At 68.5% G+C, this 25,162-nt stretch carries 23 protein-coding genes; 10 read left to right on the top strand and 13 right to left on the bottom strand.

Translation table 11 applies throughout. The features are described from left to right. From ACLQ7T_RS04515 to ACLQ7T_RS04530, 4 genes are all read left to right on the top strand, one after another. On the top strand, positions 1–313 hold a 313-nt coding region (locus ACLQ7T_RS04515), incomplete at its 5' end, for a murein hydrolase activator EnvC family protein (protein WP_420478342.1). Positions 314–460: 147 nt separating this feature from the next. Beyond that, on the top strand, positions 461–1,831 hold the full coding sequence (locus ACLQ7T_RS04520; RefSeq protein WP_420478343.1) for a S41 family peptidase: 1,371 nt from the start codon (positions 461–463) through the stop codon (positions 1,829–1,831). Between the two features lie 105 nt (positions 1,832–1,936). Then, positions 1,937–3,124, top strand: a complete 1,188-nt coding sequence (locus ACLQ7T_RS04525; RefSeq protein ID WP_420478344.1) for a divergent polysaccharide deacetylase family protein — start codon at positions 1,937–1,939, stop codon at positions 3,122–3,124. A 126-nt stretch (positions 3,125–3,250) separates the two neighbouring features. Continuing rightward, a complete protein-coding gene (locus ACLQ7T_RS04530; RefSeq protein WP_420478345.1) occupies positions 3,251–3,724 on the top strand; it encodes an RNA pyrophosphohydrolase in 474 nt (157 codons plus the stop codon). Positions 3,725–3,740: 16 nt separating this feature from the next. Here the strand turns inward: ACLQ7T_RS04530 and ACLQ7T_RS04535 are convergent, their stop codons facing one another. The 8 genes from ACLQ7T_RS04535 to ACLQ7T_RS04570 form a co-directional block, all read right to left on the bottom strand. Next, a complete protein-coding gene (locus ACLQ7T_RS04535; protein WP_376859502.1) occupies positions 3,741–3,983 on the bottom strand; it encodes a DUF1272 domain-containing protein in 243 nt (80 codons plus the stop codon). A gap of 50 nt (positions 3,984–4,033) precedes the next feature. Next, entirely contained in the window at positions 4,034–4,414 is a 381-nt protein-coding gene (locus ACLQ7T_RS04540; protein ID WP_420478346.1) for a DMT family transporter, read from the bottom strand. Between the two features lie 82 nt (positions 4,415–4,496). Further along, positions 4,497–5,453 (bottom strand): metallophosphoesterase, encoded by a 957-nt coding sequence (locus ACLQ7T_RS04545; protein WP_420478347.1) that lies wholly within the window; start codon positions 5,451–5,453, stop codon positions 4,497–4,499. A gap of 7 nt (positions 5,454–5,460) precedes the next feature. Beyond that, positions 5,461–5,730: an ATP synthase F1 subunit epsilon gene (locus tag ACLQ7T_RS04550; RefSeq protein ID WP_420478348.1), complete on the bottom strand. Its 270-nt coding sequence runs from the start codon at positions 5,728–5,730 to the stop codon at positions 5,461–5,463. Positions 5,731–5,735: 5 nt separating this feature from the next. Continuing rightward, entirely contained in the window at positions 5,736–7,289 is a 1,554-nt protein-coding gene (gene atpD, locus ACLQ7T_RS04555) for a F0F1 ATP synthase subunit beta (RefSeq protein WP_420470270.1), read from the bottom strand. A 43-nt stretch (positions 7,290–7,332) separates the two neighbouring features. Continuing rightward, positions 7,333–8,211, bottom strand: a complete 879-nt coding sequence (locus ACLQ7T_RS04560) for a F0F1 ATP synthase subunit gamma (protein WP_420470269.1) — start codon at positions 8,209–8,211, stop codon at positions 7,333–7,335. A gap of 34 nt (positions 8,212–8,245) precedes the next feature. Next, complete coding sequence (gene atpA, locus ACLQ7T_RS04565; protein WP_420470268.1) at positions 8,246–9,778, bottom strand: F0F1 ATP synthase subunit alpha; 1,533 nt, start codon at positions 9,776–9,778, stop codon at positions 8,246–8,248. A gap of 54 nt (positions 9,779–9,832) precedes the next feature. Further along, on the bottom strand, positions 9,833–10,387 hold the full coding sequence (locus ACLQ7T_RS04570; RefSeq protein WP_420478349.1) for a F0F1 ATP synthase subunit delta: 555 nt from the start codon (positions 10,385–10,387) through the stop codon (positions 9,833–9,835). A gap of 259 nt (positions 10,388–10,646) precedes the next feature. Between ACLQ7T_RS04570 and ACLQ7T_RS04575 the strand changes: the two genes are divergently transcribed. Together ACLQ7T_RS04575 and ACLQ7T_RS04580 are read left to right on the top strand one after the other, a co-directional pair. Then, on the top strand, positions 10,647–11,492 hold the full coding sequence (locus ACLQ7T_RS04575) for a TerC family protein (RefSeq protein ID WP_420478350.1): 846 nt from the start codon (positions 10,647–10,649) through the stop codon (positions 11,490–11,492). Between the two features lie 2 nt (positions 11,493–11,494). Next, positions 11,495–12,301: a glutaminyl-peptide cyclotransferase gene (locus tag ACLQ7T_RS04580; protein ID WP_420478351.1), complete on the top strand. Its 807-nt coding sequence runs from the start codon at positions 11,495–11,497 to the stop codon at positions 12,299–12,301. 145 nt (positions 12,302–12,446) lie between these two features. On the opposite strand, the gene ACLQ7T_RS04585 is transcribed toward ACLQ7T_RS04580, so the two are convergent. Next, a complete protein-coding gene (locus ACLQ7T_RS04585; RefSeq protein ID WP_420478352.1) occupies positions 12,447–14,609 on the bottom strand; it encodes a primosomal protein N' in 2,163 nt (720 codons plus the stop codon). Positions 14,610–14,660: 51 nt separating this feature from the next. Here ACLQ7T_RS04585 and fsa point away from each other — a divergent pair, with 51 nt between their 5' ends. From fsa to ACLQ7T_RS04605, 4 genes are all read left to right on the top strand, one after another. Next, on the top strand, positions 14,661–15,314 hold the full coding sequence (fsa, locus tag ACLQ7T_RS04590; RefSeq protein ID WP_420478353.1) for a fructose-6-phosphate aldolase: 654 nt from the start codon (positions 14,661–14,663) through the stop codon (positions 15,312–15,314). 23 nt (positions 15,315–15,337) lie between these two features. Continuing rightward, positions 15,338–16,039 carry a DUF484 family protein gene (locus ACLQ7T_RS04595; protein ID WP_420478354.1) on the top strand — a complete coding sequence of 234 codons (702 nt, stop codon included), beginning with the start codon at positions 15,338–15,340 and terminating at the stop codon, positions 16,037–16,039. Next, positions 16,021–16,950, top strand: coding sequence for a tyrosine recombinase XerC (locus tag ACLQ7T_RS04600; RefSeq protein WP_420478355.1), 930 nt, complete (start codon positions 16,021–16,023; stop codon positions 16,948–16,950). The genes ACLQ7T_RS04595 and ACLQ7T_RS04600 overlap by 19 nt, the downstream gene beginning before the upstream one ends. A 131-nt stretch (positions 16,951–17,081) precedes the next feature. Then, the gene (locus tag ACLQ7T_RS04605) at positions 17,082–18,005 is read left to right on the top strand and encodes a retropepsin-like aspartic protease (protein WP_420478356.1); all 924 of its coding nucleotides are present in this window, start codon (positions 17,082–17,084) and stop codon (positions 18,003–18,005) included. On the opposite strand, the gene lpdA is transcribed toward ACLQ7T_RS04605, so the two are convergent. The 4 genes from lpdA to ACLQ7T_RS04625 form a co-directional block, all read right to left on the bottom strand. Continuing rightward, positions 18,006–19,427, bottom strand: coding sequence for a dihydrolipoyl dehydrogenase (gene lpdA / locus ACLQ7T_RS04610; protein WP_420478357.1), 1,422 nt, complete (start codon positions 19,425–19,427; stop codon positions 18,006–18,008). It abuts the gene before it with no gap. A gap of 104 nt (positions 19,428–19,531) precedes the next feature. Continuing rightward, entirely contained in the window at positions 19,532–20,017 is a 486-nt protein-coding gene (locus ACLQ7T_RS04615; protein WP_420478358.1) for a hypothetical protein, read from the bottom strand. Between the two features lie 80 nt (positions 20,018–20,097). Continuing rightward, entirely contained in the window at positions 20,098–21,972 is a 1,875-nt protein-coding gene (locus ACLQ7T_RS04620) for a PAS domain-containing sensor histidine kinase (RefSeq protein ID WP_420478359.1), read from the bottom strand. Positions 21,973–22,175: 203 nt separating this feature from the next. Then, on the bottom strand, positions 22,176–24,989 hold the full coding sequence (locus ACLQ7T_RS04625) for a TonB-dependent receptor (RefSeq protein ID WP_420478360.1): 2,814 nt from the start codon (positions 24,987–24,989) through the stop codon (positions 22,176–22,178). Between the last annotated feature and the right edge of the window lie 173 nt (positions 24,990–25,162).

Raw genomic sequence — 25,162 nt, forward strand, 5'->3', positions numbered from 1 at the left:
CGGCGCGCCGACGACGCGTTTCGGCGCCCGGACGGGCGGCTGGCGCTGGCGGGCGGACCGGGAGGAGGCGCGGGCGCCCGCGGCGGGGCAGGTGGTCTTCGCCGGCCCCCTGTCGGGCTGGGGCGAGGTGGTCATCGTCGATCTGGGGCCGGGATGGCAGGCGGTGATCGCCGGCATGGAGACGCTTTCCGTGGCGACCGGCGCCCGGGTGACGGACGGCCAGGCCCTCGGCCGGACGGGGCAGGACGGCGAGGTCTGGTTCCAGTTGCGACGCGACGAGCGCGCCATCGACCCGGCGCCCTGGCTGGACTGAGCGCGCCTGCGCCGCGAATCCGCTTCCCAAGGGGCGATGACGCTGATTTTATCGGCGGTTCCCGGAGCGGCCACGATTTGGTCGCGCGCCGGATTCCAAACTGCCGCCCACCCGGCCGCCTCCCCGGCCTGCTGAAGAAGAAGACGAATGCGCAAGCTGCTGATGATCGGCGCCGCCGCCGCCACCGTGATCGGCCTGGGGGCCGCCACCGCCGCCGGACAGACGCCGCGCAACGAGGCCTTCCGCATGATCGGGCTCTTCGGCGACGTGCTGGGCATCGTCGAGCAGGCCTATGTGGTGCCGGTCGACGACAAGAAGCTGATCGAGGCGGCGCTGCAGGGCATGATGGGGGCGCTTGATCCGCACTCGAACTATCTGCCGCCGGACGGCTACGGCGAGCTGCGCGAGCGCACCGAGGGGCAATATTCGGGCGTGGGCCTGACCATCTCGTCCGAGGGCGGACTGGTGAAGATCATCTCGCCCATGGACGGCGGTCCGGCCGCCCGCGCAGGCGTCAACGCCGGGGACGTCATCTCGGCCATCGACGGCCAGAGCGCCTCCGGCCTGACGGTCAGCCAGGTCTCCGACAAGCTGCGTGGCGCGGTGGGCACCTCGGTGAAGGTCACCTTCCTGCGCGACGGCGAGGAGCCGCGTGAAGTCACCCTGACCCGCGAGGTGATCCGCATCGAGTCCGTCACGGGCCGGATCGAGGGCGAATTCGGCTATCTGCGCATCTCGACCTTCAACGAGAACACCGGCCGTGAGCTGACCGACACCATCAACCGGCTGAAGCGCGAGAACCCGGCCATCAAGGGCTATGTCCTCGACCTGCGCAATAACGGCGGCGGGCTGCTCGACGCCGCCATCGCGGTCTCCGACACCTTCCTGGAACGCGGCGAGATCGTCAGCCAGCGGGGGCGCAAGCCGGACCAGATCCAGCGCTACACCGCCCGTCCGGGCGACCTGACCGGCGGCCTGCCGCTGGTGGTTCTGGTCAACTACGGTTCGGCCTCGGCCTCGGAGATCGTCGCCGGCGCCCTGAAGGATCACCAGCGCGCGACGATCGTGGGCCTGACCAGCTTCGGCAAGGGATCGGTGCAAACCGTGATCCCGCTCCGCGGCGGCGCCGACGGCGCCCTGTCGATCACGACGGCGCGCTACTACACCCCGTCCGGCGCCTCGATCCAGAAGATCGGCATCGAGCCGGATCTCGAAGTGGCCCGCTCGGAAGCCGAGGCGCGGATCGTGTCCCGCTCCAGCTTCATCTATTCCGAAGCCGCCTACGCCACGGCGCTGGACGCCTCCATCGGCGCCGAGCGCAAGGGCGCTCACGTGCCGCACGAGGCGCCGGGCGAGTCCTACGACAAGGACAAGGACTATCAGCTTGAGCGCGCCTTCGACGTCCTGCGCGCCGGCGGCGTGCTGTCCCGGCTCGCCGCCGCCCCGGAGGGCATCGTGATCAGCCGTCCCGGCACGGTCCTGGCGGACAATGGATCGACGGAAACCCCTGCCGAATAAGCGTTTGCATGGCTAACGCGCCGTTAGGATTTCTTAACCGCCGCCCGGCAATGTGAGCCTCGAAGGGGTCCGTTCGGATCCCACCCTCGAGCGCGCTCATCGTCCATGTTCGCCAAGCGTCAGTCCGCCCTCGCCGCCGCCGCCGGAGCCCCGCCGGTGAAGGCGCCCCTGCGTGATCGCCTTGCCCCTGTCGGGCGGTTCCTGAAGAAGCCGCCGGTCGCCGTGGCGGGCGCCGGCCTGTTGCTCCTGGGCGCAGCCGCCCTGTTCGTCACCGTCCTGGGCGATCCCCGCGCGGGCGCCCCGTCGGCGCGCGCCGACCTGCATCGTCAGCCGGAGGCCCCCGCCCGGGCCCCGTCAGGCATGGAGGCCTTCTCCATGGGGGCCTATCAGGACCTGACCGGTGACGGGACCGGAGACCCCGCCCTGATGGGCCAGGCCTTGATCACCCTGCCGGACGGCGCCACCGTCTCGGGCGACGGCGCGCCGGTCACCGCGCCGGTGATCCCCGCCCAGCCCCTGATCGCCGCCCCGATCGCCGCCCTGCACCAGCCCGGCCCGGACGGCCAGCTGCCGCGCATCGCGCCGGACGGCCGCGTTCCGGCCCAGGCCTACGCCCGCCCCTTCCGCTCGAACGGCAAGCCGCGCGTGTCGGTGATCGTCGGCGGCCTCGGCCTGAACGCCGTGACCACCCGCGCCGCCATCGAACGCCTTCCCCCGGACGTGACGCTGAGCTTCGTCCCCTACGCCGAGGGCCTGCAGGGCTGGATCGACGCCGCCCGGGCCCAGGGCCATGAGGTGATGATCGAGATGCCGATGGAGCCCACCGGCTATCCGGCCAACGATCCCGGCCCCTACACCCTGCTGGCCTCCGCCGACGCGTCCGAGATCACCGCGCGGATGAACTGGCTGCTCAGCCGGGCCACCGGCTACTTCGCCGTGACCAACTACCTCGGCGACCGCTTCCAGACCTCGGACGAGGGCATGAACGCCTTTATGGGCATGCTGCGGTCGCGTGGCGTGGCCTTCATCGATGACGGCTCCATGAGCCGCAGGCCGGGCGCCTGGGCGCGCGCCAGCGCCAACCGCGTCATCGACGAGGAACAGTCTCCCGCCGCCATCGTCGGCCAGTTGAACGCACTGGAAGCCCTCGCCAAGGCCCGCGGTTCGGCCATGGGCGCCGGGTTCAGCTACCCGGTCACCGTCGAGGCCGTCGCCCGCTGGACCGCTGGTCTGGACGCCCGCGGGCTGCAACTGGCGCCGGCGAGCGCGATGGCGGCAAGGCCGGGGCGGTAGCTGGCGAAGTGATTAGTGGCTAGTGGCTGGCCACCGTCTGCGGAGCCGCACGGGCCGCGCCGCCCTTCCGCCGCCGACGAAGTCGCCTCACTAGCCACTAACCACTAGCCACCAGTCACCCCTCCCATGACCGACCTCTCCCGCTACCGTCCCAACGTCGGCGTCGTGCTGTTCCATCCGGACGGGCGCGTCTGGTACGGGCGGCGCGCCGGAACCCCGGGACCGCATAACTGGCAGTTCCCGCAGGGCGGCATCGACGACGGCGAGGACGCGCTGGCCGCCGCCCGCCGCGAACTGGCCGAGGAGACCGGCGTCACCTCCGCCGAGTTGATCGGCGAGATCAGCCAGTGGGTGGCCTATGACTTCCCCGAGGGCTACGGCGGGTCGAAACAGGCGCGGGGCTGGGCCGGGCAGAAGCAGAAATGGTTCGCCTTCCGCTTCACCGGGGCGGAGTCCGAGATCGACCTCGAACAGCATGAGGAGATCGAGTTCGACGCCTGGCGCTGGGGCCGTCTGGACGAGGCCCCCGACCTGATCGTGCCCTTCAAGCGCGAGTCGTATCAGGCCGTGGTGTCGACGTTCAGCGCGTTGCTGATCTGACGGACGCCCCGGTGGCTCAAGCGGCTGCGCAGTCCTGCCGGACGACCCGCTTCGTTGAGGCCGGGAACTTGCCCAGCTTGTTCGCCGGGCGGATCGGGCGGGGCATGAAGCCGCCGCCGCAGTTGGGACAGACGTCCTTCAGCACCGTGTCCACGCAGTCGGCGCAGAAGGTGCATTCGAAGGTGCAGATGCGGGCGTCGGGGCTGTCCGGCGGCAGGTCGCGGTCACAGCATTCGCAGCCGGGGCGGAGTTCGAGCATGGGAGCCTCCTTTTCGGCCCTCTTGCACCCGGCTCCGCCCGGCCGCAACGTCAGTGCGCCTCGCCGCCCGGAGCCAGGCGGAACAGCACCAGACCCGACACCACCAGCACCGCCGCCAGAATTCGCAGCGGGTTGATCTGCTCGCCCAGCAGGACGACGCCGACGATGAAGGCGCCGACCGCGCCGATGCCGGTCCACATGACGTAGGCCGTGCCCATGGGCAGGGTCTTCATCGAGAAGGACAGCAGGGCGAAGCTGACGCCCATGAAACCGAGCGTGGCGATACTGGGCCACAGACGGGTGAAGCCGTGCGACTGCTTCATGAAGTAGGCCCAGACGATCTCGAGAACGCCGGCGATGAGAAGTGAAATCCAGGCCATCGGAATACGGCCCTCCTTGCAAAGGGCCGGGCCGTCCCGGACTTGGTCCACGCCCGAAGGGCGCGGAGCGAGGACGTGGCCTCGTCTTGCAGGGGCTATCTAGGGCGCCCGGCCCGGGGGTCAAGGGTGGCGATCAGCCGCCGGGTGCTCGCAGAGTGACAATGACGATCTCCGGCGGGGCCCGGAACCGCACCGGCAGGATCGAGACACCGACCCCTCCGGTCACGAACAGCTTGCGCCCGCCCTCATCATACAGGCCGCAAGGCCAACGCTCTGACCCGGGAGACGCGTGCACCAGACGACCAAAGACCGGCAGGTTGACCTGACCGCAATGGGTATGACCCGCCAACGTCAGGGCCACACTGGATGGCGTATCGGCAAAGGGATCGGGCCAGTGGGTGATGAGCACCGTGGGCGCACCATCCGTCACCTGTCGCAACGTCCCCCCGACGAGCGGCGGCTCGCGGCTGGAATACATGTCCGCCAACCCGCCGATCCAGAAGGCGCCGCCGGGCCGCTCCACACGGACCGCATCGTTCTCCAGAAGCCGAACCCGACCTCGAGCCATGGCATCGGCGACGGCCGCATCGTCGTACCAGCTGTCGTGGTTGCCCAGCACACCCCAGCTTCCCAACGGGCTGCGCAGATCGCGGAACGCCTCAACGCCGTGCAGAATTTCGGACCGTTCAGCCAGCGGTCGCGTGGCTGCCGGTTCATGTCCGCCGACATAGTCCCCCAGCAGGAAGACGACGTCGGGATGCTCGGCGTTCATCCGCTCGACGAGACGGTGGATACGCTTCACGTCGGTATGCGGCGCGGCCACATGGGTGTCTGAGATGATCCCGATCCGGAGCGGCTCTCCCCGCCAGGCCGGGCTTTCGACGGTGACATGGCGGACCGTCAGGGTGGCGGGCTCGATCAGAAAGCCCCACACCCCGCACGCCCACCCGAGGGCGGCGACGGCGGCGAGGCTCCAGCCAAGAAAAATCCGGCGGCTGCGCAGCAACCGCCGGATCAGAAGAAGGCAGACGATCGGACCGAGGATCACCCCGATCCACACCAGAACCAGAACACCGTCCGGTCCGGTCATCGTCAGATCAGGCCGAGGCCACTTCCGCGGCCTGTTCAGCCAGGATGGTGAGGCCGGCCGGGGTCACGTCGGCGAAACCGCCGTGAACCTCGAACTGACGACGCGACGAACCGTCGATGATGGTCACCACGCCTTCGCGCAGGGCCGTCATGAAGGGCGCGTGGTGGGCCAGGACGCCGAAGTCGCCCTCGACGCCCGGCGCGTCCACCTGGTCCACGAGGCCCGAGAAGACCTCGCGTTCCGGCGAGACGAGAGAGAAGTTCAGCTTGTCGGCCATGTCGATCAGGCTTCCGCGGCCATCTTCTCGGCCTTGGCGACGGCCTCCTCGATCGGGCCGACCATGTAGAAGGCGGCTTCCGGGAGGTGGTCGTATTCACCGGCCACGATGCCCTTGAACGAGCGGATGGTGTCTTCCAGCGAGACGAACTTGCCCGGCGAGTTGGTGAACTGCTCGGCGACGAAGAACGGCTGCGACAGGAAGCGGCTGATCTTGCGGGCGCGGGCCACGATCAGCTTGTCCTCTTCGGACAGCTCATCCATGCCCAGGATGGCGATGATGTCCTTCAGCGCCTTGTATTGCTGCAGGACTTCCTGGACCGAACGGGCGACGTTGTAGTGCTCTTCGCCGATGACCAGCGGGTCCATGATCCGCGAGGTCGAGTCCAGCGGGTCCACGGCCGGGAAGATGGCCTGGGCGGCGATGTCACGCGACAGAACGGTCTTGGCGTCCAGGTGGGCGAACGAAGCGGCCGGGGCCGGGTCGGTCAGGTCGTCCGCCGGAACGTAGATGGCCTGGATCGAGGTGATCGAGCCCTTCTTGGTCGAGGTGATGCGCTCCTGCAGGTTGCCCATCTCGGTGGCCAGGGTCGGCTGATAGCCCACCGCCGACGGGATGCGGCCCAGCAGGGCGGACATTTCCGAACCGGCCTGGGTGAAGCGGAAGATGTTGTCGACGAACAGCAGCACGTCCTTGCCTTCCTCGTCGCGGAAGTACTCGGCCTGGGCCAGGCCGGTCAGGGCGACGCGGGCGCGGGCGCCGGGCGGCTCGTTCATCTGGCCGTAAACCAGGGCGCACTTGGAGCCTTCGGTCGAGCCGTTGTTCTTGGTCGGGTCCACGTTCACGTTGGACTCGATCATCTCGTGGTACAGGTCGTTGCCCTCGCGGGTGCGTTCACCCACGCCGGCCAGAACCGAGTAACCGCCGTACGCCTTGGCGATGTTGTTGATCAGTTCCTGCATGGTCACGGTCTTGCCGACGCCGGCGCCGCCGAACAGGCCGGTCTTGCCGCCCTTGGTGTAGGGGCACATCAGGTCGATGACCTTGATGCCCGTGACCAGGATTTCCGACGACGTCGACTGCTCTTCGAACGAGGGCGCGTCGCGGTGGATCGGACGGTACATGTCGGTCTTGATCGGACCCTGCTCGTCGATCGGCTGGCCGACCACGTTCATGATGCGGCCGAGGGTGCCCGGGCCGACCGGCGCGAGGATCGAGGTGCCGGTGTCGGTGACGGGCTGACCGCGGGTCAGGCCCTCGGTGGTGTCCATGGCGATGGTGCGGACCATGTTCTCGCCGAGGTGCTGGGCGACTTCCAGAACCAGGGTGAAGGGCTCGCCCGTCTTCTGGTCGGTGTTCCGGGTTTCCAGAGCCGACAGGATGGCCGGCAGGTGGCCGTCGAACTCAACGTCGACGACGGCGCCGATGACCTGGGCGATGCGGCCGGCGCCGGCGGCTGCGACAGCCTTCGGAGCAACGGTTTTCTTCGCGGCGGCGGGAGCCTTGGGGGCGGCCGGCTTCTTGGCGGCGGGTTTCTTCGGGGCGGCGGTGTCGGTCATCGGTTCGTTCCGTTCGGAAGGTCTTGTCTGGGCGTGGATCGGATCAGAGCGCTTCAGCGCCGGCGATGATCTCGATCAGTTCGGTGGTGATCTGGGCCTGGCGCTTGCGGTTGTACTGCAGGGTCAGGCTGTTGATCAGGTCACCGGCGTTGCGGGTGGCGTTGTCCATGGCGCCCATCTGGGCCCCGAAGAAGCTGGCCTGGTTCTCGTACAGGGCGGCCAGCACCTGGGTCGTGATGTTGCGCGGCAGGAGCGTCTCGAGGATTTCCTCCTCGGAGGGCTCGTACTCGTACACGGCGCCGTTCAGGTCGATCGGGGCGGCGTCGCCGTCCACCACGGCCGGGATCAGCTGACGCGGGGTCGGGACCTGCGAGATCACCGACTGGAAGCGGCTGTAGAACAGCGTCACCACGTCGGCGTTGCCGCTTTCGAACTCCTCGGCGATCAGGGCGGCGATCGGTTCGGCCGCGGCCATGCCGATGACCTTGTGCTCGCTCAGTTCGAAGGTGCGGATCAGCTTGTCGCCGTACAGGCGGGTCAGGCCGTCACGAACCTTGCGGCCAACGGCGATGATCCGGACATCCTTGCCGTTGGCGATCAGGCTGTTGATCCGCTCGCGCGCGGCGCGGATGACGTTCGAGTTGAAGCCGCCCGCCAGGCCCTTGTCGCCGGTGGCGACGACGACCAGGTGCTTCTGGTCGGCGCCGGTGCCGGCCAGCAGCTTCGGAGCGCTGTCGCCCGAGACGCCGGCCGCCAGGTTGGCGATGACCGCGGCCATCTTCTTCGCATAGGGACGGGCGCTTTCGGCCTGATCCTGGGCGCGCTTCAGCTTGGCCGCGGCGACCATGTTCAGGGCTTTCGTGATCTTCTGCGTGGACTTCACGCTGTCGATCCGATTGCGCATTTCCTTGAGGCTGGCCATCGGGCGCTACTCTTTCAGCTTCCGGGGGTCAGACTTAGGCGAAGGTCTTGGTGAAGGCTTCCAGAACGCCCTTCAGCTCGGCTTCGAGCTCGGCGGTCAGATCCTTCTTGGTGCGGATGCCTTCCAGCAGGCCCGGGTTCGACGACTTGATGCGGGCCAGCAGCTCGCTCTCGAAGCGGCCGATGTCCGACACGGCGACACCGTCGAGGTAGCCGCGGGTGCCGGCGTAGATCGACACGACCTGCTCTTCCATGGTCAGCGGCGAGTACTGCGGCTGCTTCAGCAGCTCGGTCAGACGGGCGCCGCGGGCCAGCAGCTTCTGGGTCGAGGCGTCCAGGTCCGAGCCGAACTTCGCGAAGGCGGCCATTTCACGGTACTGGGCCAGCTCGCCCTTGATGGTGCCGGCGACCTTCTTCATCGCCTTGGTCTGGGCCGACGAACCCACGCGCGACACCGAGATGCCGACGTTCACGGCCGGACGGATGCCCTGGTAGAACAGGTCCGATTCCAGGAAGATCTGGCCGTCGGTGATCGAGATCACGTTGGTCGGGATGTAGGCCGACACGTCGTTGGCCTGGGTTTCGATCAGCGGCAGGGCGGTCAGCGAGCCCGAGCCGTAGTCGCCGTTCAGCTTGGCCGAACGCTCCAGCAGGCGCGAGTGCAGGTAGAAGACGTCGCCCGGGTAGGCTTCACGGCCCGGCGGACGGCGCAGCAGCAGCGACATCTGGCGGTAGGCCACAGCCTGCTTCGACAGGTCGTCATAGACGATCAGGCCGTGCATGCCGTTGTCGCGGAAATACTCGCCCATGGCGGTGCCGGCGAACGGGGCCAGGAACTGCAGCGGGGCCGGCTCCGACGCGGTCGAGGCGACCACGATGGTGTATTCCAGAGCGCCCGACTCCTCGAGGGTCTTCACGATCTGGGCGACGGTCGAACGCTTCTGACCGATGGCGACGTAGATGCAGTACAGCTTGGCGGACTCGTCGTCCGTGGCGTTGACCGACTTCTGGTTCAGAATGGTATCGATGGCGACGGCGGTCTTGCCGACCTGACGGTCACCGATGATCAGCTCGCGCTGGCCGCGGCCGACGGGGATCAGGGTGTCGATCGCCTTCAGGCCGGTCTGCATCGGCTCGTGCACCGACTTGCGCGGGATGATGCCCGGAGCCTTCACGTCCACGCGGCGGCGCTCGGTGGCGACGATCGGGCCCTTGCCGTCGATCGGCTCGCCCAGCGGGTTCACGACGCGGCCCAGCAGACCCTTGCCGACCGGCACGTCCACGATTTCGCCCAGACGGCGGACTTCATCGCCTTCCGCGATGGCGGTGTCCGCGCCGAAGATCACGGCGCCGACGTTGTCGCGCTCGAGGTTCAGGGCCATGCCCTTCACGCCGGCCTTCGGGAACTCCAGCATTTCGCCGGCCTGAACGTTGTCCAGGCCGTGGATGCGGGCCACGCCGTCGCCGATCGACAGCACCTGGCCGACGTCGGAAACGTCGGCTTCAACGCCGAAGTTGGCGATCTGCGACTTGAGGATGGCCGAGATTTCGGCGGCGCGGATGTCCATTTGGATCTCTCTGTCTTCGTCTCTTTGTGCGCTGGTTGAGGGCGCCGTCGTTGGTCAGGCGCGCTTGAGCGCGAATTTCATCTGGTCGAGCTTGGTCTTCAGCGAGGCGTCGAAGAGCTTCGAGCCCACCTTGACCTTCAGGCCGCCCAGGATCGCCGGGTCGACACGGGTCGTCAGTTCCGGATCCTTGCCCAGCGTGGTGCGGAGCGTGGTCTGGATGGTCTTGAGCTGGGCGGCCGTCAGCGCCTGGGCCGACACCACCTCGGCGGCGACCAGGCCGGTCTTCTTCGCGTACAGCGCCTCGAAGGCGGCGATCACGGAGGTCAGGTCGCGGGCGCGGCCGTTCTGGGCCAGCAGACCCAGGAAGTTCTGCGTCACCGCGCTGAATTTCGCCTTGGCGGCGACGGCGACCAGGCCCTTGACCTGATCATCGGCGGCCAGCAGCGGCGAGGTCGCCAGACGGCGCAGGTCCGCGCTTTCCAGCCAGGCGGCGCGCAGGGACTTCAGGTCCGCGCGAACAGCGTCCAGGACGCCTTTTTCCTCTGCCAGGTCGAACAGCGCTTGTGCATAGCGCTCGCCGACTTCCGTCGTTCTGAAATCGTCAGCCACTTATAAGGTCCACGCGGGTTAGCGTTCGGGTCGTGGCCGACAGCGCGCCCGCGCCGACCAAAGGCTTGAAATGCTTCGAGAAAGCACTTTGGGGACGCGTTCAGTAACGCGCCCTCCGGCTCAGCCGGGCGCCTGATAGCACCCCTGCCCTTCCGTCGCAACCGGGACAGGCCGCCACATTGGGCCGCATTGCCGCACCCGCAACCGCGTCGGTACACAGGCATTTCACCGCCAAGCTCACAAGGATGATACACCCCCGATGTTCGACTTTTCCGTCTTCCTCACCGACCCGACCGTCTGGGCGGCGCTGATCACCCTGGTGGTGATGGAGGTGGTGCTGGGCATCGACAACCTCATCTTCATCTCCATCCTGTCGAACAAGCTGCCGCCCGAACATCGCCAGCGGACCCGCCGGATCGGCATCGGCCTGGCCCTGATCATGCGTCTCGGGCTTCTGGCGACCATCGGCTGGATCGTCGGCCTGACCGCGCCGGTTTTCGATCTCGGCATCCAGGGCGCGGTGAACAGCCACGGCGAGACCAGCTTCGACACCGCCTTCAGCTGGCGCGACCTGATCCTGATCGCCGGCGGCCTGTTCCTGATCTGGAAGGCCACCAAGGAAATCCACCACGCCACGGACACCACGCCCTCCCACGACCTTCTGGAGAAGGACAAGAAGGACGTCGTCATCAACAACGTCGGCGCGGCGATCTTCCAGATCATCCTTCTGGACATGGTCTTCTCGATCGACTCGATCCTGACCGCCGTCGGCATGACCGACCACGTCGTGGTCATGATGATCGCCGTCGTCGTGGCCGTCCTGACCATGCTTCTGGCCGCCGACCCCCTGGCCGACTTCATCGACAAGAACCCGACCGTGGTCATGCTGGCCCTCGGCTTCCTGCTCATGATCGGCGCCGTGCTGATCGCCGACGGCTTCGGGGTCCACGTGCCCAAAGGCTACATCTATGCAGCGATGGCGTTCTCGGCGATGGTGGAGGGACTGAACATGCTGTCCCGACGCTCGGCCGCGCGTAAGGCCGCCGCCGAACAGGCCCGTCAGGACCAGCTCAACAAGGCCGAGACGGCTGAACCCGGAGTGTGATCATGCGGCGGCTGCTTCTCTTCACAGCCGCCCTCATCCTCGCCTCCCCGGCGCTGGCGCAGACTTCAGCGCCGGCGCCGGCCGCCCGGGCCGCCTCCGGCGCGCCGGCCGTTCCTGTGTACGGCTTCGAGGTGGTGCGCACCTATCCGCATGACCCGCACGCCTTCACCCAGGGCCTCATCTGGCGCGACGGCATTCTCTACGAAAGCACCGGCCGGTCGCCTTCGACCGTCCGCAAGGTGCGCCTGGAGGACGGCGAGGTGCTGCGCCGCCGGGTGCTCGACCCGCAGATTTTCGGCGAAGGCCTGACGGCGCTCAATGGACAACTGTTCAGCCTGACCTGGACCGATGGCCGGGGTTACATCTGGAACCCTGAAGACCTGCGACTGACCGGGGAGTTCGCCTACGACGGCGAGGGCTGGGGCCTGACCACCGATGGCCGCCGCCTGATCCTGTCCGACGGCGCCCCCCACCTGCGATTTCTGGACGGCGCCGACCTGGCGGAAACGGGTCAGGTGCCTGTCACGCTGGACGGGCGACCCGTCGGTCAGCTGAACGAGCTGGAATGGATCGACGGCGAGGTCTGGGCCAACATCTGGCAGACCGACTTCATCGTCCGGATCGACCCGACCAACGGGCATGTGGTCGGCATCGTCGACCTGACCGGCGTGTTGCCGGACCGGACAGGCCTCAACCCGCTCGACGACGTCCTGAACGGCATCGCCTGGGACCCCGAGGGTCGACGGCTGTTCGTCACCGGCAAGAACTGGCCGAGCCTGTTCGAGATCCGGCTGACGGGGCCACGCTGATCCCGCTGCGCAGGCCCGGCGCATTCTTGTTGGGCCGCGGTCAAAAGGCTCCGCCTTTTCGACCCGACGCGGCCCGGCGCTTCGCGCGCCGCCAATCCACAAAGGCGCTCAAGCAGCGGGCGACCGCGTCGCGGGCGTTAGCGCTCTACAAGAAAGAATACGGGTCCACGTCCACGTTCAGCCGAACCGAACCCGGCACCTTCACCCGACTGAGCCAGACCCGCAGGAAGCCCTGCAGGTCCACATCCCGATCCGCCCGGACCAGCAGACGTTTGCGGCGGCGGCCGCGCACCAGCGCAAGGGGGGCGTCGGCCGGGCCGTAGACCTCCAGCCGCTCCGCGTTGGGGATGGCTTCCGCGAGGTCGCGAGCGACCTTCTCGACCGCCTGCGGGTTCTCGCTGGACAGGATGAGGGCCGCCAGTCGCCCGTAGGGCGGCAGGGCGGCCGCCTCCCGCTCGGCCATCTCGGCGTCGACGAAGGCGTCGCGGTCGCCGGCCGCCAGCGCCGTCAGCACGGGATGCTCGGGCGTCCAGGTCTGCAGCAGGGCCCGCCCCGGCCTGTCGGCCCGTCCGGCGCGCCCTGTCGCCTGCATCAGCAGTTGGAAGGTCCGCTCGGCGGCCCGCAGGTCGCCCCCCCGCAGCCCGAGGTCGGCGTCCACCACCCCGACCAGCGTCAGCCGGGGGAAGTTGTGCCCCTTGGCCGCCGCCTGGGTCGCGACAAGGATATCGATCTCGCCGTCGGCCATCGACTGGATCAGCGCGCGGGCGGACTTGCCGTCCGGAACGGTGTCCGAGCTGAAGACGGCCGTCCGGGCCTGGGGGAAGAGCTGGCGCACCTCCTCCTCCACCCGCTCCACGCCGGGGCCGACCGCGACCAGGCTGTCCTCAGCCCCGCACGATGGACAGGCCTTGGGCTTGGCCATGGAGAAACCGGTCAAGTGGCAGACCAGCCGGCCGGTATAGCGATGCTCGACCAGCCAGCTGTCCGTGTCCGGCGCCGTCAGACGATGGCCGCAGGCCCGACACAGGACGACCGGCGCATAGCCCCGCCGGTTCAGGAACAGCAGGGTTTGCTCGCCCTTCGCCAGCGTCTCTCCGATGGCCTCCCGCAGCGGCAGGGACAGCCAGGTCTGGGGGTCGGGCGGTGCGGCGCGCAGGTCCAGCAGTTGCACGTCGGGCAGCACCGCCGCCCCGTGGCGGGCGCCCAGCTTCAGCCAGCGATACCGGCCCTGATGGGCGTTCCACAGGGTCTCCAGCGAGGGCGTGGCCGAGGCCAGCACCACGGTCGCCTTCTCGATGCGGGCGCGGGCCACGGCGAGGTCGCGGCCGTGATAGACCAGCCCCTCCTCCTGCTTGAACGAGCCGTCGTGCTCCTCGTCGACCACGATCAGGCGCAGGTTGACGTAGGGCAGGAACAGGGCCGAGCGGGCGCCGACGACGATGTTGCAGCGACCGGCCTGCACCGCCTCCCACACCTGACGACGACGAGGCGGGGCGACGCCGGAGTGCCATTCGGCGGGGGCGGCGCCGAAGCGGGCGGTGATCCGCTCGATCAGGGCCTGGGTCAGGGCGATTTCCGGCAACAGGATCAGGACCTGCGCTGTCGGATCCGCCCTCAGTGCGCGGGCGGCGGCCTCCAGATAGGCCTCGGTCTTGCCCGAACCGGTCACACCGTCCAGCAGCATCGGAACGAAGCCGCCTGAGCCGACTGCCCCGGCGACGGCCTCGGCGGCCGCGGCCTGGTCGGGATTGAGGTCGGCGGGAGCGAAGTCCGGGTCCGGCGGATCGAAGGCGGCGACGGCCTCGATCTCGACGCTCTCCAGCACCCCCTCGTCCAGCAGTCCCTTCACCACCCCGGACGACACCCCGGCGGCCCGGGCCAGATCGGGGCCCGGCATGGACTTGCCGCCCAGCGCCTCCAGCACCGCCGCGCGGGCGGCGGTCGGGCGGACGGGCCGACGGTCGTCGACCCGACGAACGCGGCGTTCCGGTCGGGGACGCGGCGCGCGCAGGCCCTTGAGGGCGGCCGAGGCCATCTCGCCCGGCGCGCTCAGCGTCCAGCGAGCGGCCCATTCGACAAAATCGACGGTGCGTTCCGGCAGACGGGGATCGTCCAGCACGTGATCCACCGCCTTCAGGCGGCGGTTCGAACCGGTCGTCTCCCGGGCCTCGGAGACGATACCCCGGATCAGCCGCGGCCCCAGCGGCACGGCGACCTGATCGCCACGCGCCACCTCAAGACCTTCGGGGACCTCGTAGTCGAAGGCCTCGGGCACAGGCAGGGGAATGAGGACGGAAGCCACCTTCATTGAAGGATCAAGTCTCGCAAATTTCGCACGACGCCGCTAAAGAGCCCGCCCATGAAACTCTTCCTCGACACCGCCGACGTCGCCGTCATCAAGGACCTGCTGCCGACCGGCATGGTCGACGGCGTGACCACCAATCCCACGCTGATCGCTAAGTCCGGGCGCAACATCGCCGAGGTCATCGCTGAAATCTGCGCCCTGGTCGAGGGCCCGATTTCCGCCGAGGCCGTCGCGACCGACTATGAGACCATGGTCAAGGAAGGCGACAAGCTCGCCGCCATCGCCCCGAACGTGGTGGTGAAGCTGCCCCTGACCTGGGACGGCCTGCGCGCCGCGCGCAATTTCTCGGACAAGGGGATCAGGACCAACGTCACCCTGTGCTTCTCGGCCGCCCAGGCCATGCTGGCCGCCAAGGCTGGCGCGACCTTCATCTCCCCGTTCGTCGGCCGTCTGGAAGACCACGGCGCGGATGGGATCGGCCTGCTGGAAGAGATCCGCACCCTGTACGACATCCATGGCTTCGAAACCGAGGTCCTGGCCGCCAGCCTGCGCAATCCGGGTCACGTCTCGGCCGCCGCCCTCGCCGGCGCCGACGCCGCCACCCTGCCGGCCGACACTTTCAAGGCGCTGGTCAAACACCCGTTAACCGACAAGGGGCTTGATGCCTTCCTGGCGGACTGGGGCAAGACCGGTCAGTCCATTCTGTAGTTTGACGCCTCGGGGAGAGGTTCGTGAGCGTTTCGCCTGACCTCTTTTCGAAGCAAGACGAGCTTCACTGGCCGGACGTCCGCGTCTGGCTTCAGGCGCATCCCGAGCTGTTGACGGACGACCGGGCCCTGCTGGAAGAGCTCGGCCTGAAAACGACCGGGCGCAATGTCGTGGAATTCGGCAAGGCGGCCCTGACCCGGCTGGAAGAGGCCGTCGAGCGTGAGGCCGACGCCCGCAAGCGGATCGAGGCCATCGCCCGCGCCAATTTCGCCGCGCAGACGCAGACCCATGTCGCGGCGCTGGACCTGATGGAGTCCCGTAACCCTTCGGATCTCGCGCGCCGCCTCGACGCCGTGGCCCAGGGGCGGTTCGGCCTGAGCGGAGCCGCCATCGCCCTGGAGAAACCGGGCGGCGTGCCGTTCGGCTGGAAGGCCCTGGACGCCGGCCGCGTCGACGGCCTGCTGGGCGAGCACGGCCTGACCTGGCTCGGACCGAATTTTGACGGCCTCAACCTGTTCGGCGCCGCCGATGACGAGGTGAGGTCTGTCGCCCTGATCCGCATGGCTCCGCACTTCCCCGGCGACGACACCCCTGGGCGCCACGCCATCTGCGCCTTCGGCTCACCGGATGAGGATGGCTTCACCCCCACCATGGGCTGCGAGCTGGTGGCCTTCATCGCCCGGGTGGTCGAGCGCACGGCCGAGCGATGGCCCATCCTGAACTGACGGCGGACGAGGCCCACGCCGCCTGGCTCGAGCATCTGGCGCATGAGCGGCGGCTGTCGCCCCGGACGCTGGAAGCCTATGGCCATATCGGCAGGCTCTACCTGGCCTTTCTCGAGCGCCATCGTGGCGAGACGCAGCGACTGGCGGACCTGGGCCGGATCACGGCGGCAGAGGTCCGCGCCCATCTGGCCGAGCGCCGCTCGGGTGATCATCCCCTGAACGCCCGCTCGATCAGCCAGACCCTTTCGGCCATCCGGGCCTTTCACAGCTTTCTCGACCGACGGCTGGACACGCCCGCACCGCAACTGGCCCTCGTGCGCGGACCGAAGGTGAAGCCCACCCTGCCCCGCCCGGTCAGCGAGGATCAGGCGCGGGGCCTGCTTGAAGAGACGGAAGCCGATCCGGATGTGGAGCCGTGGGAGGCCGCGCGGGACCGGGCCGTCCTGACCCTGCTGTACGGTTGCGGCCTGCGGATTTCCGAGGGCTTGTCCCTGACACGGGCGGACGCTCCCCTGCCCGAGGTCCTGCGGATCACCGGCAAGGGGGGCAAGACGCGGATGGCGCCGGTCCTGCCGATCGTGCGCGAGGCGGTGGACGCCTACCTCGCCCTGCTGCCCCATCCGCCGGGGTCGGACGACGCCCTGTTCCGCGCCAGGCGCGGCGGGCCGCTGGGACCGCGGCAGGTCCAGGCGGCCATGCAGCGTCTGCGAGGCCGGCTCGGCCTCCCGGCCAGCGCCACGCCTCACGCCCTGCGCCACAGCTTCGCCACCCATCTGCTGGGCGCGGGCGCCGATCTGCGCTCGATCCAGCAGTTGCTCGGCCACGCCAGCCTGTCGACGACCCAGAAATACACCGCCGTCGATGCCGCCCATCTGCTCGACGCCTATGCGGCGGCGCATCCGAGAGCCTGAGCGAACACCGACTCGTCAGAGCCGGAGATCGGCGTAGAGTGTTCCGAAAAGATGGGGGACACGCCTTGCCCTTATGTCGCTCGCCGGGTCCGGATCGCCGCCTGCTTCTCACCGGACTGGCCGCTGTCGCCTTGAGCAGGCCGGGCGAGGCCCCGGCCAGGACGACTGACGACCCACCCGCCATTTCCCTGCTGGCCAACCTCTTCACCCGGGTGGCCGCATCCATCGCCATCAACAACCAGGGCCCGTTCAACTTCATCATCGATACGGGCGCCGGGCGGACCTCGATCGCCGACACTCTGGCCCGACGGCTTGGCCTGCCCGTGATGGAGCCCGTCCTCGTTCACGGCATCACGACCGCCACCCGGACCGACAGCGTTCAGGTGAACCGCATGCTCCTCAGCGGCCTCGGCTTCCGCGACCTGCGTTGCCCGGTGCTGCCGGCGGATCAACTGGGCGCCGACGGCTTGCTGGGGCTGGACGTCCTCGGGCGCTACCGGCTGGGCTTCAACATCGAGACGCGTTCCGCGACCTTGAGCGATCGCAGCGCCCGCGTCCTCATGGGCGGCGCGGAGATGAATACCGGAACACGGCTGCAGCGCGGCGGCGTGCGGTCGGTTCGGGGGCGGTTCGGCCAACTGCTTCTGACGCGGACGCAGGTCGACGGCGTGGAGACCGCGGCCTTCATCGACAGCGGCGCGCAATATTCGATCGGCAATGAGGCGTTGCGGCGGGCCATCGCCGCGCGGCGTCCGGGCGGGCCGGGGCGCCGGGTCCTTCTCTACGGCGTCACCGGCCAGAGTTTGCCGGCGGATATCGCGCGTGTCGGCGACATCCTGCTGGGCCGGTCGCGGCTGGGATCGACCCCGCTGCTCTTCGCAGACCTGCATTGTTTCCGGACGCTGGACCTCGCCGACCAGCCCGCGCTTCTCGTGGGCGCGGACCTGCTCGGCCGGTTCCGGCGGGTGACGCTGGACTTCCCTGCAAGCACCATCGCCTTCGAGGGTCTGCGCCGTCAGACCACACGGACCCTCGAAGACGAGTTGGGCCCCTGATCAGGCCTGCATCGTCCAGCCATCAACCCCCATGGCCGCCTGTTTGACGGCCTCCGACCGGGTCGGGTGGGCATGGCAGGTGCGGGCGATGTCTTCCGACGACGCGCCGAAGGCCATGGCGATACAGGCCTCGCCGATCAGTTCACCGGCCTGCGGACCATAGATGTGGACGCCCAGGACCTTGTCGGTCTTCGTGTCGGCCAGAACCTTCACGAAGCCCTCGGTCTCGTGATTGATCTTGGCGCGGCTGTTGGCGGTGAAGGGGAATTTGCCCTTCCTGAAGTCGACGCCCGCGGCCTTGAGCTGCTCCTCGGTCTTGCCGACCCAGGCCACTTCCGGGCCGGTGTAGATGACGCTGGGGACCAGGTCATAGTCGACGTGACCCGCCTTGCCCGCGATATATTCGATCACGGCGACAGCCTCTTCCTCGGCCTTGTGCGCCAGCATCGGCCCGGTGGTGACGTCGCCGATCACCCAGATGCCGTCCTTGCCCGTCTTCAGATGGTCGTTGGCGAGGAAGCCGCGCTTGTCGGTTTCGATCCCGACGGTCTCCAGACCGAGGCCCGCCGTGTACGGACGGCGGCCGATGGCCACCAGCACGACGTCGCCCTTCAGGGTCTCGGCGGCGCCGCCGGCGGCCGGCTCCAGCGTCAGTTCGACGCCGTCCTTGCCGGTCTTCGCGGCGGTGACCTTGGTGCCCATCCTGAAGGTCATGCCCTGTTTGGTCAGGCCGCGCTGGAAGGCGGTCGCGACCTCGGCGTCCATGCCGGCGCCGACCTTGTCGAGGAACTCCACCACCGTGACCTGGGCGCCCAGACGGCGCCAGACCGAGCCCAGCTCAAGACCGATGACGCCCGCACCGACCACGATCAGGTGTTTCGGGATCGCCGGCAGCGACAGGGCGCCGGTCGAGTCGATCACCTTGCCTTCGACGAACTCCACGCCCGGCAGCGGGGTGGGCTCCGAACCCGTGGCGATGACGATGTCCCTGGCGGTCAGCTGGGTGACGGTTCCGTCGGCGGCGGTGACTTCCACGGCGCCCGGGCCGGTGATCCGGCCCTTGCCCTTGATCCAGTCCGCCTTGTTCTTCTTGAACAGGAACTCGATGCCCTTGGTCAGTTGACCGACGCTGTCGGCCTTCTGCTTCATCATCTGGGGCAGGTTCACCCTGGCCTCGCCGACCTCGATCCCGAGGGTGGCGAACTCCTTGCCGGCGACCTCGAACAGCTCCGAGGCGTGGAGCAGGGCCTTGGAAGGCATGCAGCCGACGTTCAGGCAGGTGCCGCCAAGGGTGTCCCGCATTTCGACACAGGCGACCTTCAGACCCAGCTGGCCGGCGCGGATCGCGGCGTTATAGCCGCCCGGCCCGCCCCCGATGATGACGACGTCATATGCGGTGCTGGGGGAAGCGGCTTCAGCCATGGGGTCTCTCTGTTGTTTTTCTGGCGCGGGGGAGGCGCGCGGAACCTAGCGGCAAGACCGCGAGGGTCAACCGTCCACAGCCATATGGTGACGATCCATGCGGATCAGAAGGACAGCTGTCCCGGGATCCGGTGCTTGCGCTGGCGTCTCGCCACGACGATCACGAGAACGCCGAGCAGGAAGAGGCCGCCGAGGATCAGCCACAGCGGCTCCACCGGCAGCCCTCCGGCGTCGGCGGCCATGGTGGTCGGAGCGGATGAACGCGCCGCCGCATCGGGGCCCGCATTACGATCCATCGCCAGACGCAGGACCGCATCGGCGATAAAACCGACGAAATAGGCGATCGAGGCCCGCGGATTGCCCGCACCGAGCATCAGGGCCGCGACCAGGTACAGCCCGACCGCCCCGGCCCACAGGACCCAGGCCGGGATGAAGCCGAACAGATCCCCCCCCGCGACGCTCTCGACCTCCATCCGCATGGCGCCCGGATCCGGCGCCCCTCCGTCGATCAGCGGCGACAGCAGGGGCCAGGCCAGCCAGCCGACATAGGCGAGGATGGCGAGGGCGACGAGAAAGCGCAGAACCTTCATGACCGATCTCCGGAAGCGGCGTTAACCACCCTACACCCGGGACATCGAACGTCGATAGTCGTCCCGACGCGGCCGGCCTGTCAGGCGCTCTGGCGTTCCGGCTCTGCGAGAGGCTGCGGAAGGGTGATGGACACCTCCGCCCCGCCGCCCGGAACATCGTCGATGGACAGGACGCCGCCGGATTGCCGGGCGAAGGCATAGGCCTGCGACAGGCCCAGTCCGGCCGCCCCCTCGCGGGTGGTGAAGAAGGGCTCGACCGCGCGGGCGGCCAGATCGCGATCCATCCCCGGCCCGGTGTCCCGGACGCTCAACCGCAGGCCGCCCTCCATCAGGGCCTCCAGCCGGACAGCGACCGAGCCCTTCGCGCCCACGGCCTCAACCGCATTCTGCGTGAGGGCGCGCACAGCGCCCTCAAAGGCGACGGGGTCGATCCGGGCCGGAGCCTCGGAGGACGGCCCCTCGATCATCAGGTCGACCTCCGGGCCGGCCAGGGCGCGCAGACGGGTCTCCAGGCCGCGCAACAGCACCCCGGCGTCCAGCGTCTGGAAGACCGGCGCATCGTCGCCCTGCGAGAATGCGGTCAGACGCCGGGTCAGCAACTCGCCCCGCTGGCCGGCGGCCAGGGCGGCCTGACCGAGACGGCGGACGCGGGCGGGATCGTCCGCCTGCCGCAGCATCATGTCGAGCGCGCCGGTCATGACGCCCAGCAGGGCGTTGAAGTCATGAGCCAGGCCACCGGTCAGTCGCCCGACGCTTTCCATGCGGCGACCGCCCTGCAGCTCGATCTCGGCGTCCTCCAGCGCCTTGCGGGCCTGGGCCCGGGCGACCTCGGCGTCCTCGCGGGCGGCGGCGGCGGCGGCGAGGGCGTCCTCGGCCTGACGACGGGCGCTCTCGGCCTCGTCGCGCAGGGCCGCGACCTCCTCATCCGAGATCGCCGGCTCGGCAGTTTCGACTTCGGCCTCGGCGACCGGCTCGAGCGTCGGCGCGAAGGCGAGAGCTTCGACCGGAGCTTCGATCACGGACTCCAGGACGATTTCCTCGAGCGTCGGTTCGGCGCGTTCACCGGCCAGAAGCAGGGCGTCGACCTGCCCGTCGGCGTCGGTCAGCGGCAGCATGGACCAGCGAATGCCCTCAGGCGCCCCGTTTCGGGACGTGAAGGCCTCGGCCTCCCCCGCAGGCGCGGACAGGGCCGAACGCAGGGCCTGACGCCCCTCGACCCGCTCGTCTTCCGCCAGGAAGAGATCGGCGAAATCCCCTTCAGCGCTGTCCCGCCCCAGGACCAGCAGGGCCGTGCGGTTCACTTCGCGAACCACCCCATTGGCCGCGACCACGACAAGGGCGCTGGAGGCGGCGTCGAAGACGCGGCGGGTCAGATCGCTTTCCAGCACCACCGTCTGCGGCTCCAGGGCCTCCGGCGTCTGCAGTCCCTCGGTCTCGACGATCGCCGCGGTCGAGCCGGTGATCTGGCCCAGTTCGTTCTCGATCGGCATGGCGGTGACCGAGACCAGCATCTTCTTGCGGGTCGCCGGATTGGCCATCAGATGATGGAATCCCTTCACCGTCTGGCCCCGCAGGGCGCGGGCGCTGGGCAGCAGGTCCGGCGGCACGGGCCGACCGTCAGGGAAGGTGATGCCCCAGGTGGCGGAGTGGAAACGCAAGCCGATCAGCTCGGCGTCGCGACGCCCGAGGAGCTGGTGCGCGGCACGGTTGGCGAAGACGAACTTGCCCTGCCGGTCCGTCTCGACCAGCGCGACCGGGATGGCGTTTAGCGTTTCAAAGAGGCGCTTCTGGGAATCCTCGGCCACCCGCTGGACGAGATCCAACTGCCCGGAGGCATCCACATGCTGGCCGCGATTCCGGATCGCGAACCAGACGGCGACCAGTCCGATCAGCCATCCGGCGACCGCAACCGCGCCAAGCACCCACATCCAGCTGATCTGGCCTTCGAGAAACATTCGACCCGACTGTCCCGTTCTGGCGCCCATGCGCCCGTTCGGGAGACACCTTGCAAACGGCGAACCGCATCGGCCGCCTTTCGCCCCCAAGGCGACCTAACCGGCCCGGCTCGAACGGTCCAGCTTGGCGGTTAACCTTTCCCCGGAAATGAAAGAGGCCGGGCGTCGCCGCCCGGCCTCCGGTTCATCCGTTCCGCCGGCTATCAGAGCTTGAAGCGCACGCCCACGAAAACGTTGTAGCCGAACTTCTCGTACTCGTAGGTCCGCTCGCGCGAGCCGTAGTAGCGGACGCCGGCCGAGTTGGTCAGGTTCTTGGCCTCGCCGAACAGCTCCACGCCGTTGCCGAAGTCGTAGCTGGCGGTGAAGTCCAGTTGCTCCCGACCTTCGACGTAGAGATCGAGGTCCGCCGTGTCGGCGTTGATCTCTTCCAGATAGTCGCTGCGCTTGGTGTAGGACAGGCGGGCCGAGAAGCCGTCCATCTCGTAGAAGAGCGCGGCGTTGTAGTTGGTGTCCGACTGGCCCGGCAGGGCGAAGGTGTCGCGACCGCCGTACGACTGGGCCGTCTTGATCTCGGCGTCCGTGACCGTGAAGTTCGCGAACACGCCGAAGCCCGACATCCAGCCCGGCAGGAAGCCGAACTTCTGCTGCCAGTTCAGCTCCAGGCCCATCAGGTGGCCGTCAGGCGCGTTGATCGGGGTCTCGAAGTCGGCGTCGAAGGTCGAACCGCCGATGGTGACCGTGTCCTCGTACTTGAGGATGTACCGGTAGTCGGTCAGGTCCTTGTAGAAGGCGTTGGCCGAGACCACGCCCAGCGAGGCGAAGTAGTATTCCAGGCCGACGTCGACATTGTTCGACAGGGTCGGCTCGAGGTCCGGGTTGCCGATTTCATACGAGATGTTCGTGCCGTCCGTCTCCTCGATGCGGCGCGGGACGATCTGGCTGAACTCCGGGCGGGAGATCGAGCGCGTCAGGGCGAAGCGGCCGATCAGATTGTCCGAGAAGCTGTGGCGAACGGTCAGGTTCGGGAAGAACTGGGTGTCGTCCCGGTTGACCGAAGCCGTCGAGATCGCGCTGTCGATCACGGTCGGAGCCGAACCGTCGAAGTCGCTCTGCTCGACACGCAGACCGACGATGACGTTGGTCGCGCCGATGTCGAAGCGGGCCTGGCCGTAGCCGGCGAGGATGTCCTCGCGGGCTTCGTAGTCGGCCGTCAGCGAGTCGGGCATGCGGCGCGGCGAAGCGGCGCGGGCGGCCGCCAGATAGGCGTCGACCAGGGCGTTGTCGTACTGGGTGCCCAGGATGTAGCCGAAGTTCCGGCCCTGCTGGTCGCCCCACAGCGAGGCCAGGGTTCCCGGATTGGCCGAGGCGTCGCGGTTCCGCTGGCGCTCTTCGTCCGCGGTCACATCGCGGGTGCTGAACTTCAGGCCGAACTTCCAGTCGACGGCGACGCCGCCGAACTGGCTCGGAATCTCCAGGTTGGTGCGGAAGGCGACGTCTTCCTGCTGGGTGGTGTTCGAGCGGAAGGTGTTTTCGCGGAACGAGAAGTTCGACGGGGTGGCGAAGAAGCCGGTCGCCGTGTCACCGAAGATCGGATTGCCCGGGGCGTAGAAATAGCTCGGGGCGTAGTGGTTGGCGGTGTCGTAGCTCAGCGTGGTCGAGCTCGAGCGGTACACCAGCTCGTTGCGGTTCGGGTAGGTCTGCTCGCTGTCCGCCCACGACAGGTCGGCGTCCCAGGTCATGCCGTTGTCGAACGTGTGTTCGGCGCCGGCGACCAGGGTGATGATCTCGTTGTTCTGGGTGCGGTGCCGCAGGCTGCGGTAGATGCGGGCGCCGGTCCAGGTCCCCGTGGTGTCGGTCGCGCCGGCCTGCAGCGTGCCGTCCGCATAGGCGAGGATCAGGGTGTTGCGGTACTCATCGTCCTCGAAGTCGGCGTAGGAGCCCCGGACGAACAGGCGGGTCTGGTCCGACGGGCGCCATTCCAGGGCGGTGGTCAGCGCCTGGCGGGTCCGTTGGGTTTCATACTGTTTGAACAGGGTCTCCTCGAGCGCGAAGACGTCACTGCCGCCCTGCTCCTCGATCACCCAGGCGTTCTCGACGTTCTCGGGGCGGCGGTTGGTTTCCGAGTAGCTCAGCGACACCAGGGCGCCGAAGGTTTCGTTCGGCCCGAACACGTTCGAGACGGTGAGGCCGGCGCGGGTGTCCGAGCCGCCGTAGTCGTTGTAGCTGCCGCCGGCGTATCCGTTCAGGACCAGACGACGACGGTCGAACGGCGAGCGGGTGCGGATGTTGACGGCGCCGGCGATCGAATCGGCGTCCTGGCTCGGCAGCAGGGTCTTGGAGACCTCGATGTTCGAGACGATGTCGCTCGGCAGGGTGTCCAGGTCGACCGCGCGGGTGCCCGGATCGACGGCCGGAACCGTCACGCCGTCCACCGACACCGCGGTGAAGGCCGACGGGGCGCCGCGCACGTTGATGTAGCGGCCCTCGCCCTGGTCGCGCTGGATCGCGATGCCGGCAACGCGTTGCAGCGACTCGGCGACGTTCGGGTCCGGGTAGCGGCCGATGGCGTCGGCCGAGAGGACGTTGATCGTGCCGTCGGCGTTGCGTTGCTGGTTCAGCGAACGGGCGACGCCGTCCGTGATCACGCCGGTGACGATGACGTCCTCCAGGTTGCTGGCGTCGACGACGCCGAGCGTGACGGACAGGCTGACCGCCTCGCCGCCCGTGGCGGAGACCGTCTGGGCGACGGTCGGGAAGCCGATGTAGCGCACGTCGAAGGTCGTCTGCCCTTCCGGCACGGTCAGGATGAACTGGCCGTTGGCGTCCGACACGGCCCGGGCGCCCGATCCGCGCACGATGATCTCGGCGCCGGCGAGGGGCGCGCCCTCTGCGTTGATGACGCGACCATAGACGGTCGGCGCGGCGGCCACGGCGGCGGCGACGTCGTCCGCGGCCAGGGCCGGGTTGGCGGCGGCGAACGTCAGGACGCTCGCGCTCATGAGCAGGTGCAGCTTCATTTCGATGATCCCCATCCCCGGCGACGTTTCGCCTTGGGCTTGGGAGCCGCGCATAGCGCCGTGCGACAACGGCAAAGCGACGAAACAGCGACGCTGGCTTTTCGATTTTGGGACGTGCGCGTGACGATCCGTCACCTCACTGATGGAGTGTCGCATCACTGACGCGACACCGT

Source organism: Brevundimonas sediminis (assembly GCF_048799765.1).
In the GTDB taxonomy this organism is placed as follows: domain Bacteria; phylum Pseudomonadota; class Alphaproteobacteria; order Caulobacterales; family Caulobacteraceae; genus Brevundimonas.

What these genes read in the sequence shown, in the direction of transcription:
- ACLQ7T_RS04520 (WP_420478343.1), top strand. Translation starts at nt 461, where the DNA reads ATGCGCAAGCTGCTGATGATCGGCGCCGCCGCCGCCACCGTGATCGGC.
- ACLQ7T_RS04525 (WP_420478344.1), top strand. Translation starts at nt 1,937, where the DNA reads ATGTTCGCCAAGCGTCAGTCCGCCCTCGCCGCCGCCGCCGGAGCCCCG.
- ACLQ7T_RS04530 (WP_420478345.1), top strand. Translation starts at nt 3,251, where the DNA reads ATGACCGACCTCTCCCGCTACCGTCCCAACGTCGGCGTCGTGCTGTTC.
- ACLQ7T_RS04535 (WP_376859502.1), bottom strand. Translation starts at nt 3,983, where the DNA reads ATGCTCGAACTCCGCCCCGGCTGCGAATGCTGTGACCGCGACCTGCCG.
- ACLQ7T_RS04545 (WP_420478347.1), bottom strand. Translation starts at nt 5,453, where the DNA reads ATGACCGGACCGGACGGTGTTCTGGTTCTGGTGTGGATCGGGGTGATC.
- ACLQ7T_RS04550 (WP_420478348.1), bottom strand. Translation starts at nt 5,730, where the DNA reads ATGGCCGACAAGCTGAACTTCTCTCTCGTCTCGCCGGAACGCGAGGTC.
- atpD (WP_420470270.1), bottom strand. Translation starts at nt 7,289, where the DNA reads ATGACCGACACCGCCGCCCCGAAGAAACCCGCCGCCAAGAAGCCGGCC.
- ACLQ7T_RS04560 (WP_420470269.1), bottom strand. Translation starts at nt 8,211, where the DNA reads ATGGCCAGCCTCAAGGAAATGCGCAATCGGATCGACAGCGTGAAGTCC.
- atpA (WP_420470268.1), bottom strand. Translation starts at nt 9,778, where the DNA reads ATGGACATCCGCGCCGCCGAAATCTCGGCCATCCTCAAGTCGCAGATC.
- ACLQ7T_RS04575 (WP_420478350.1), top strand. Translation starts at nt 10,647, where the DNA reads ATGTTCGACTTTTCCGTCTTCCTCACCGACCCGACCGTCTGGGCGGCG.
- ACLQ7T_RS04580 (WP_420478351.1), top strand. Translation starts at nt 11,495, where the DNA reads ATGCGGCGGCTGCTTCTCTTCACAGCCGCCCTCATCCTCGCCTCCCCG.
- ACLQ7T_RS04585 (WP_420478352.1), bottom strand. Translation starts at nt 14,609, where the DNA reads ATGAAGGTGGCTTCCGTCCTCATTCCCCTGCCTGTGCCCGAGGCCTTC.
- fsa (WP_420478353.1), top strand. Translation starts at nt 14,661, where the DNA reads ATGAAACTCTTCCTCGACACCGCCGACGTCGCCGTCATCAAGGACCTG.
- ACLQ7T_RS04600 (WP_420478355.1), top strand. Translation starts at nt 16,021, where the DNA reads ATGGCCCATCCTGAACTGACGGCGGACGAGGCCCACGCCGCCTGGCTC.
- lpdA (WP_420478357.1), bottom strand. Translation starts at nt 19,427, where the DNA reads ATGGCTGAAGCCGCTTCCCCCAGCACCGCATATGACGTCGTCATCATC.
- ACLQ7T_RS04615 (WP_420478358.1), bottom strand. Translation starts at nt 20,017, where the DNA reads ATGAAGGTTCTGCGCTTTCTCGTCGCCCTCGCCATCCTCGCCTATGTC.
- ACLQ7T_RS04620 (WP_420478359.1), bottom strand. Translation starts at nt 21,972, where the DNA reads ATGTTTCTCGAAGGCCAGATCAGCTGGATGTGGGTGCTTGGCGCGGTT.
- ACLQ7T_RS04625 (WP_420478360.1), bottom strand. Translation starts at nt 24,989, where the DNA reads ATGAAGCTGCACCTGCTCATGAGCGCGAGCGTCCTGACGTTCGCCGCC.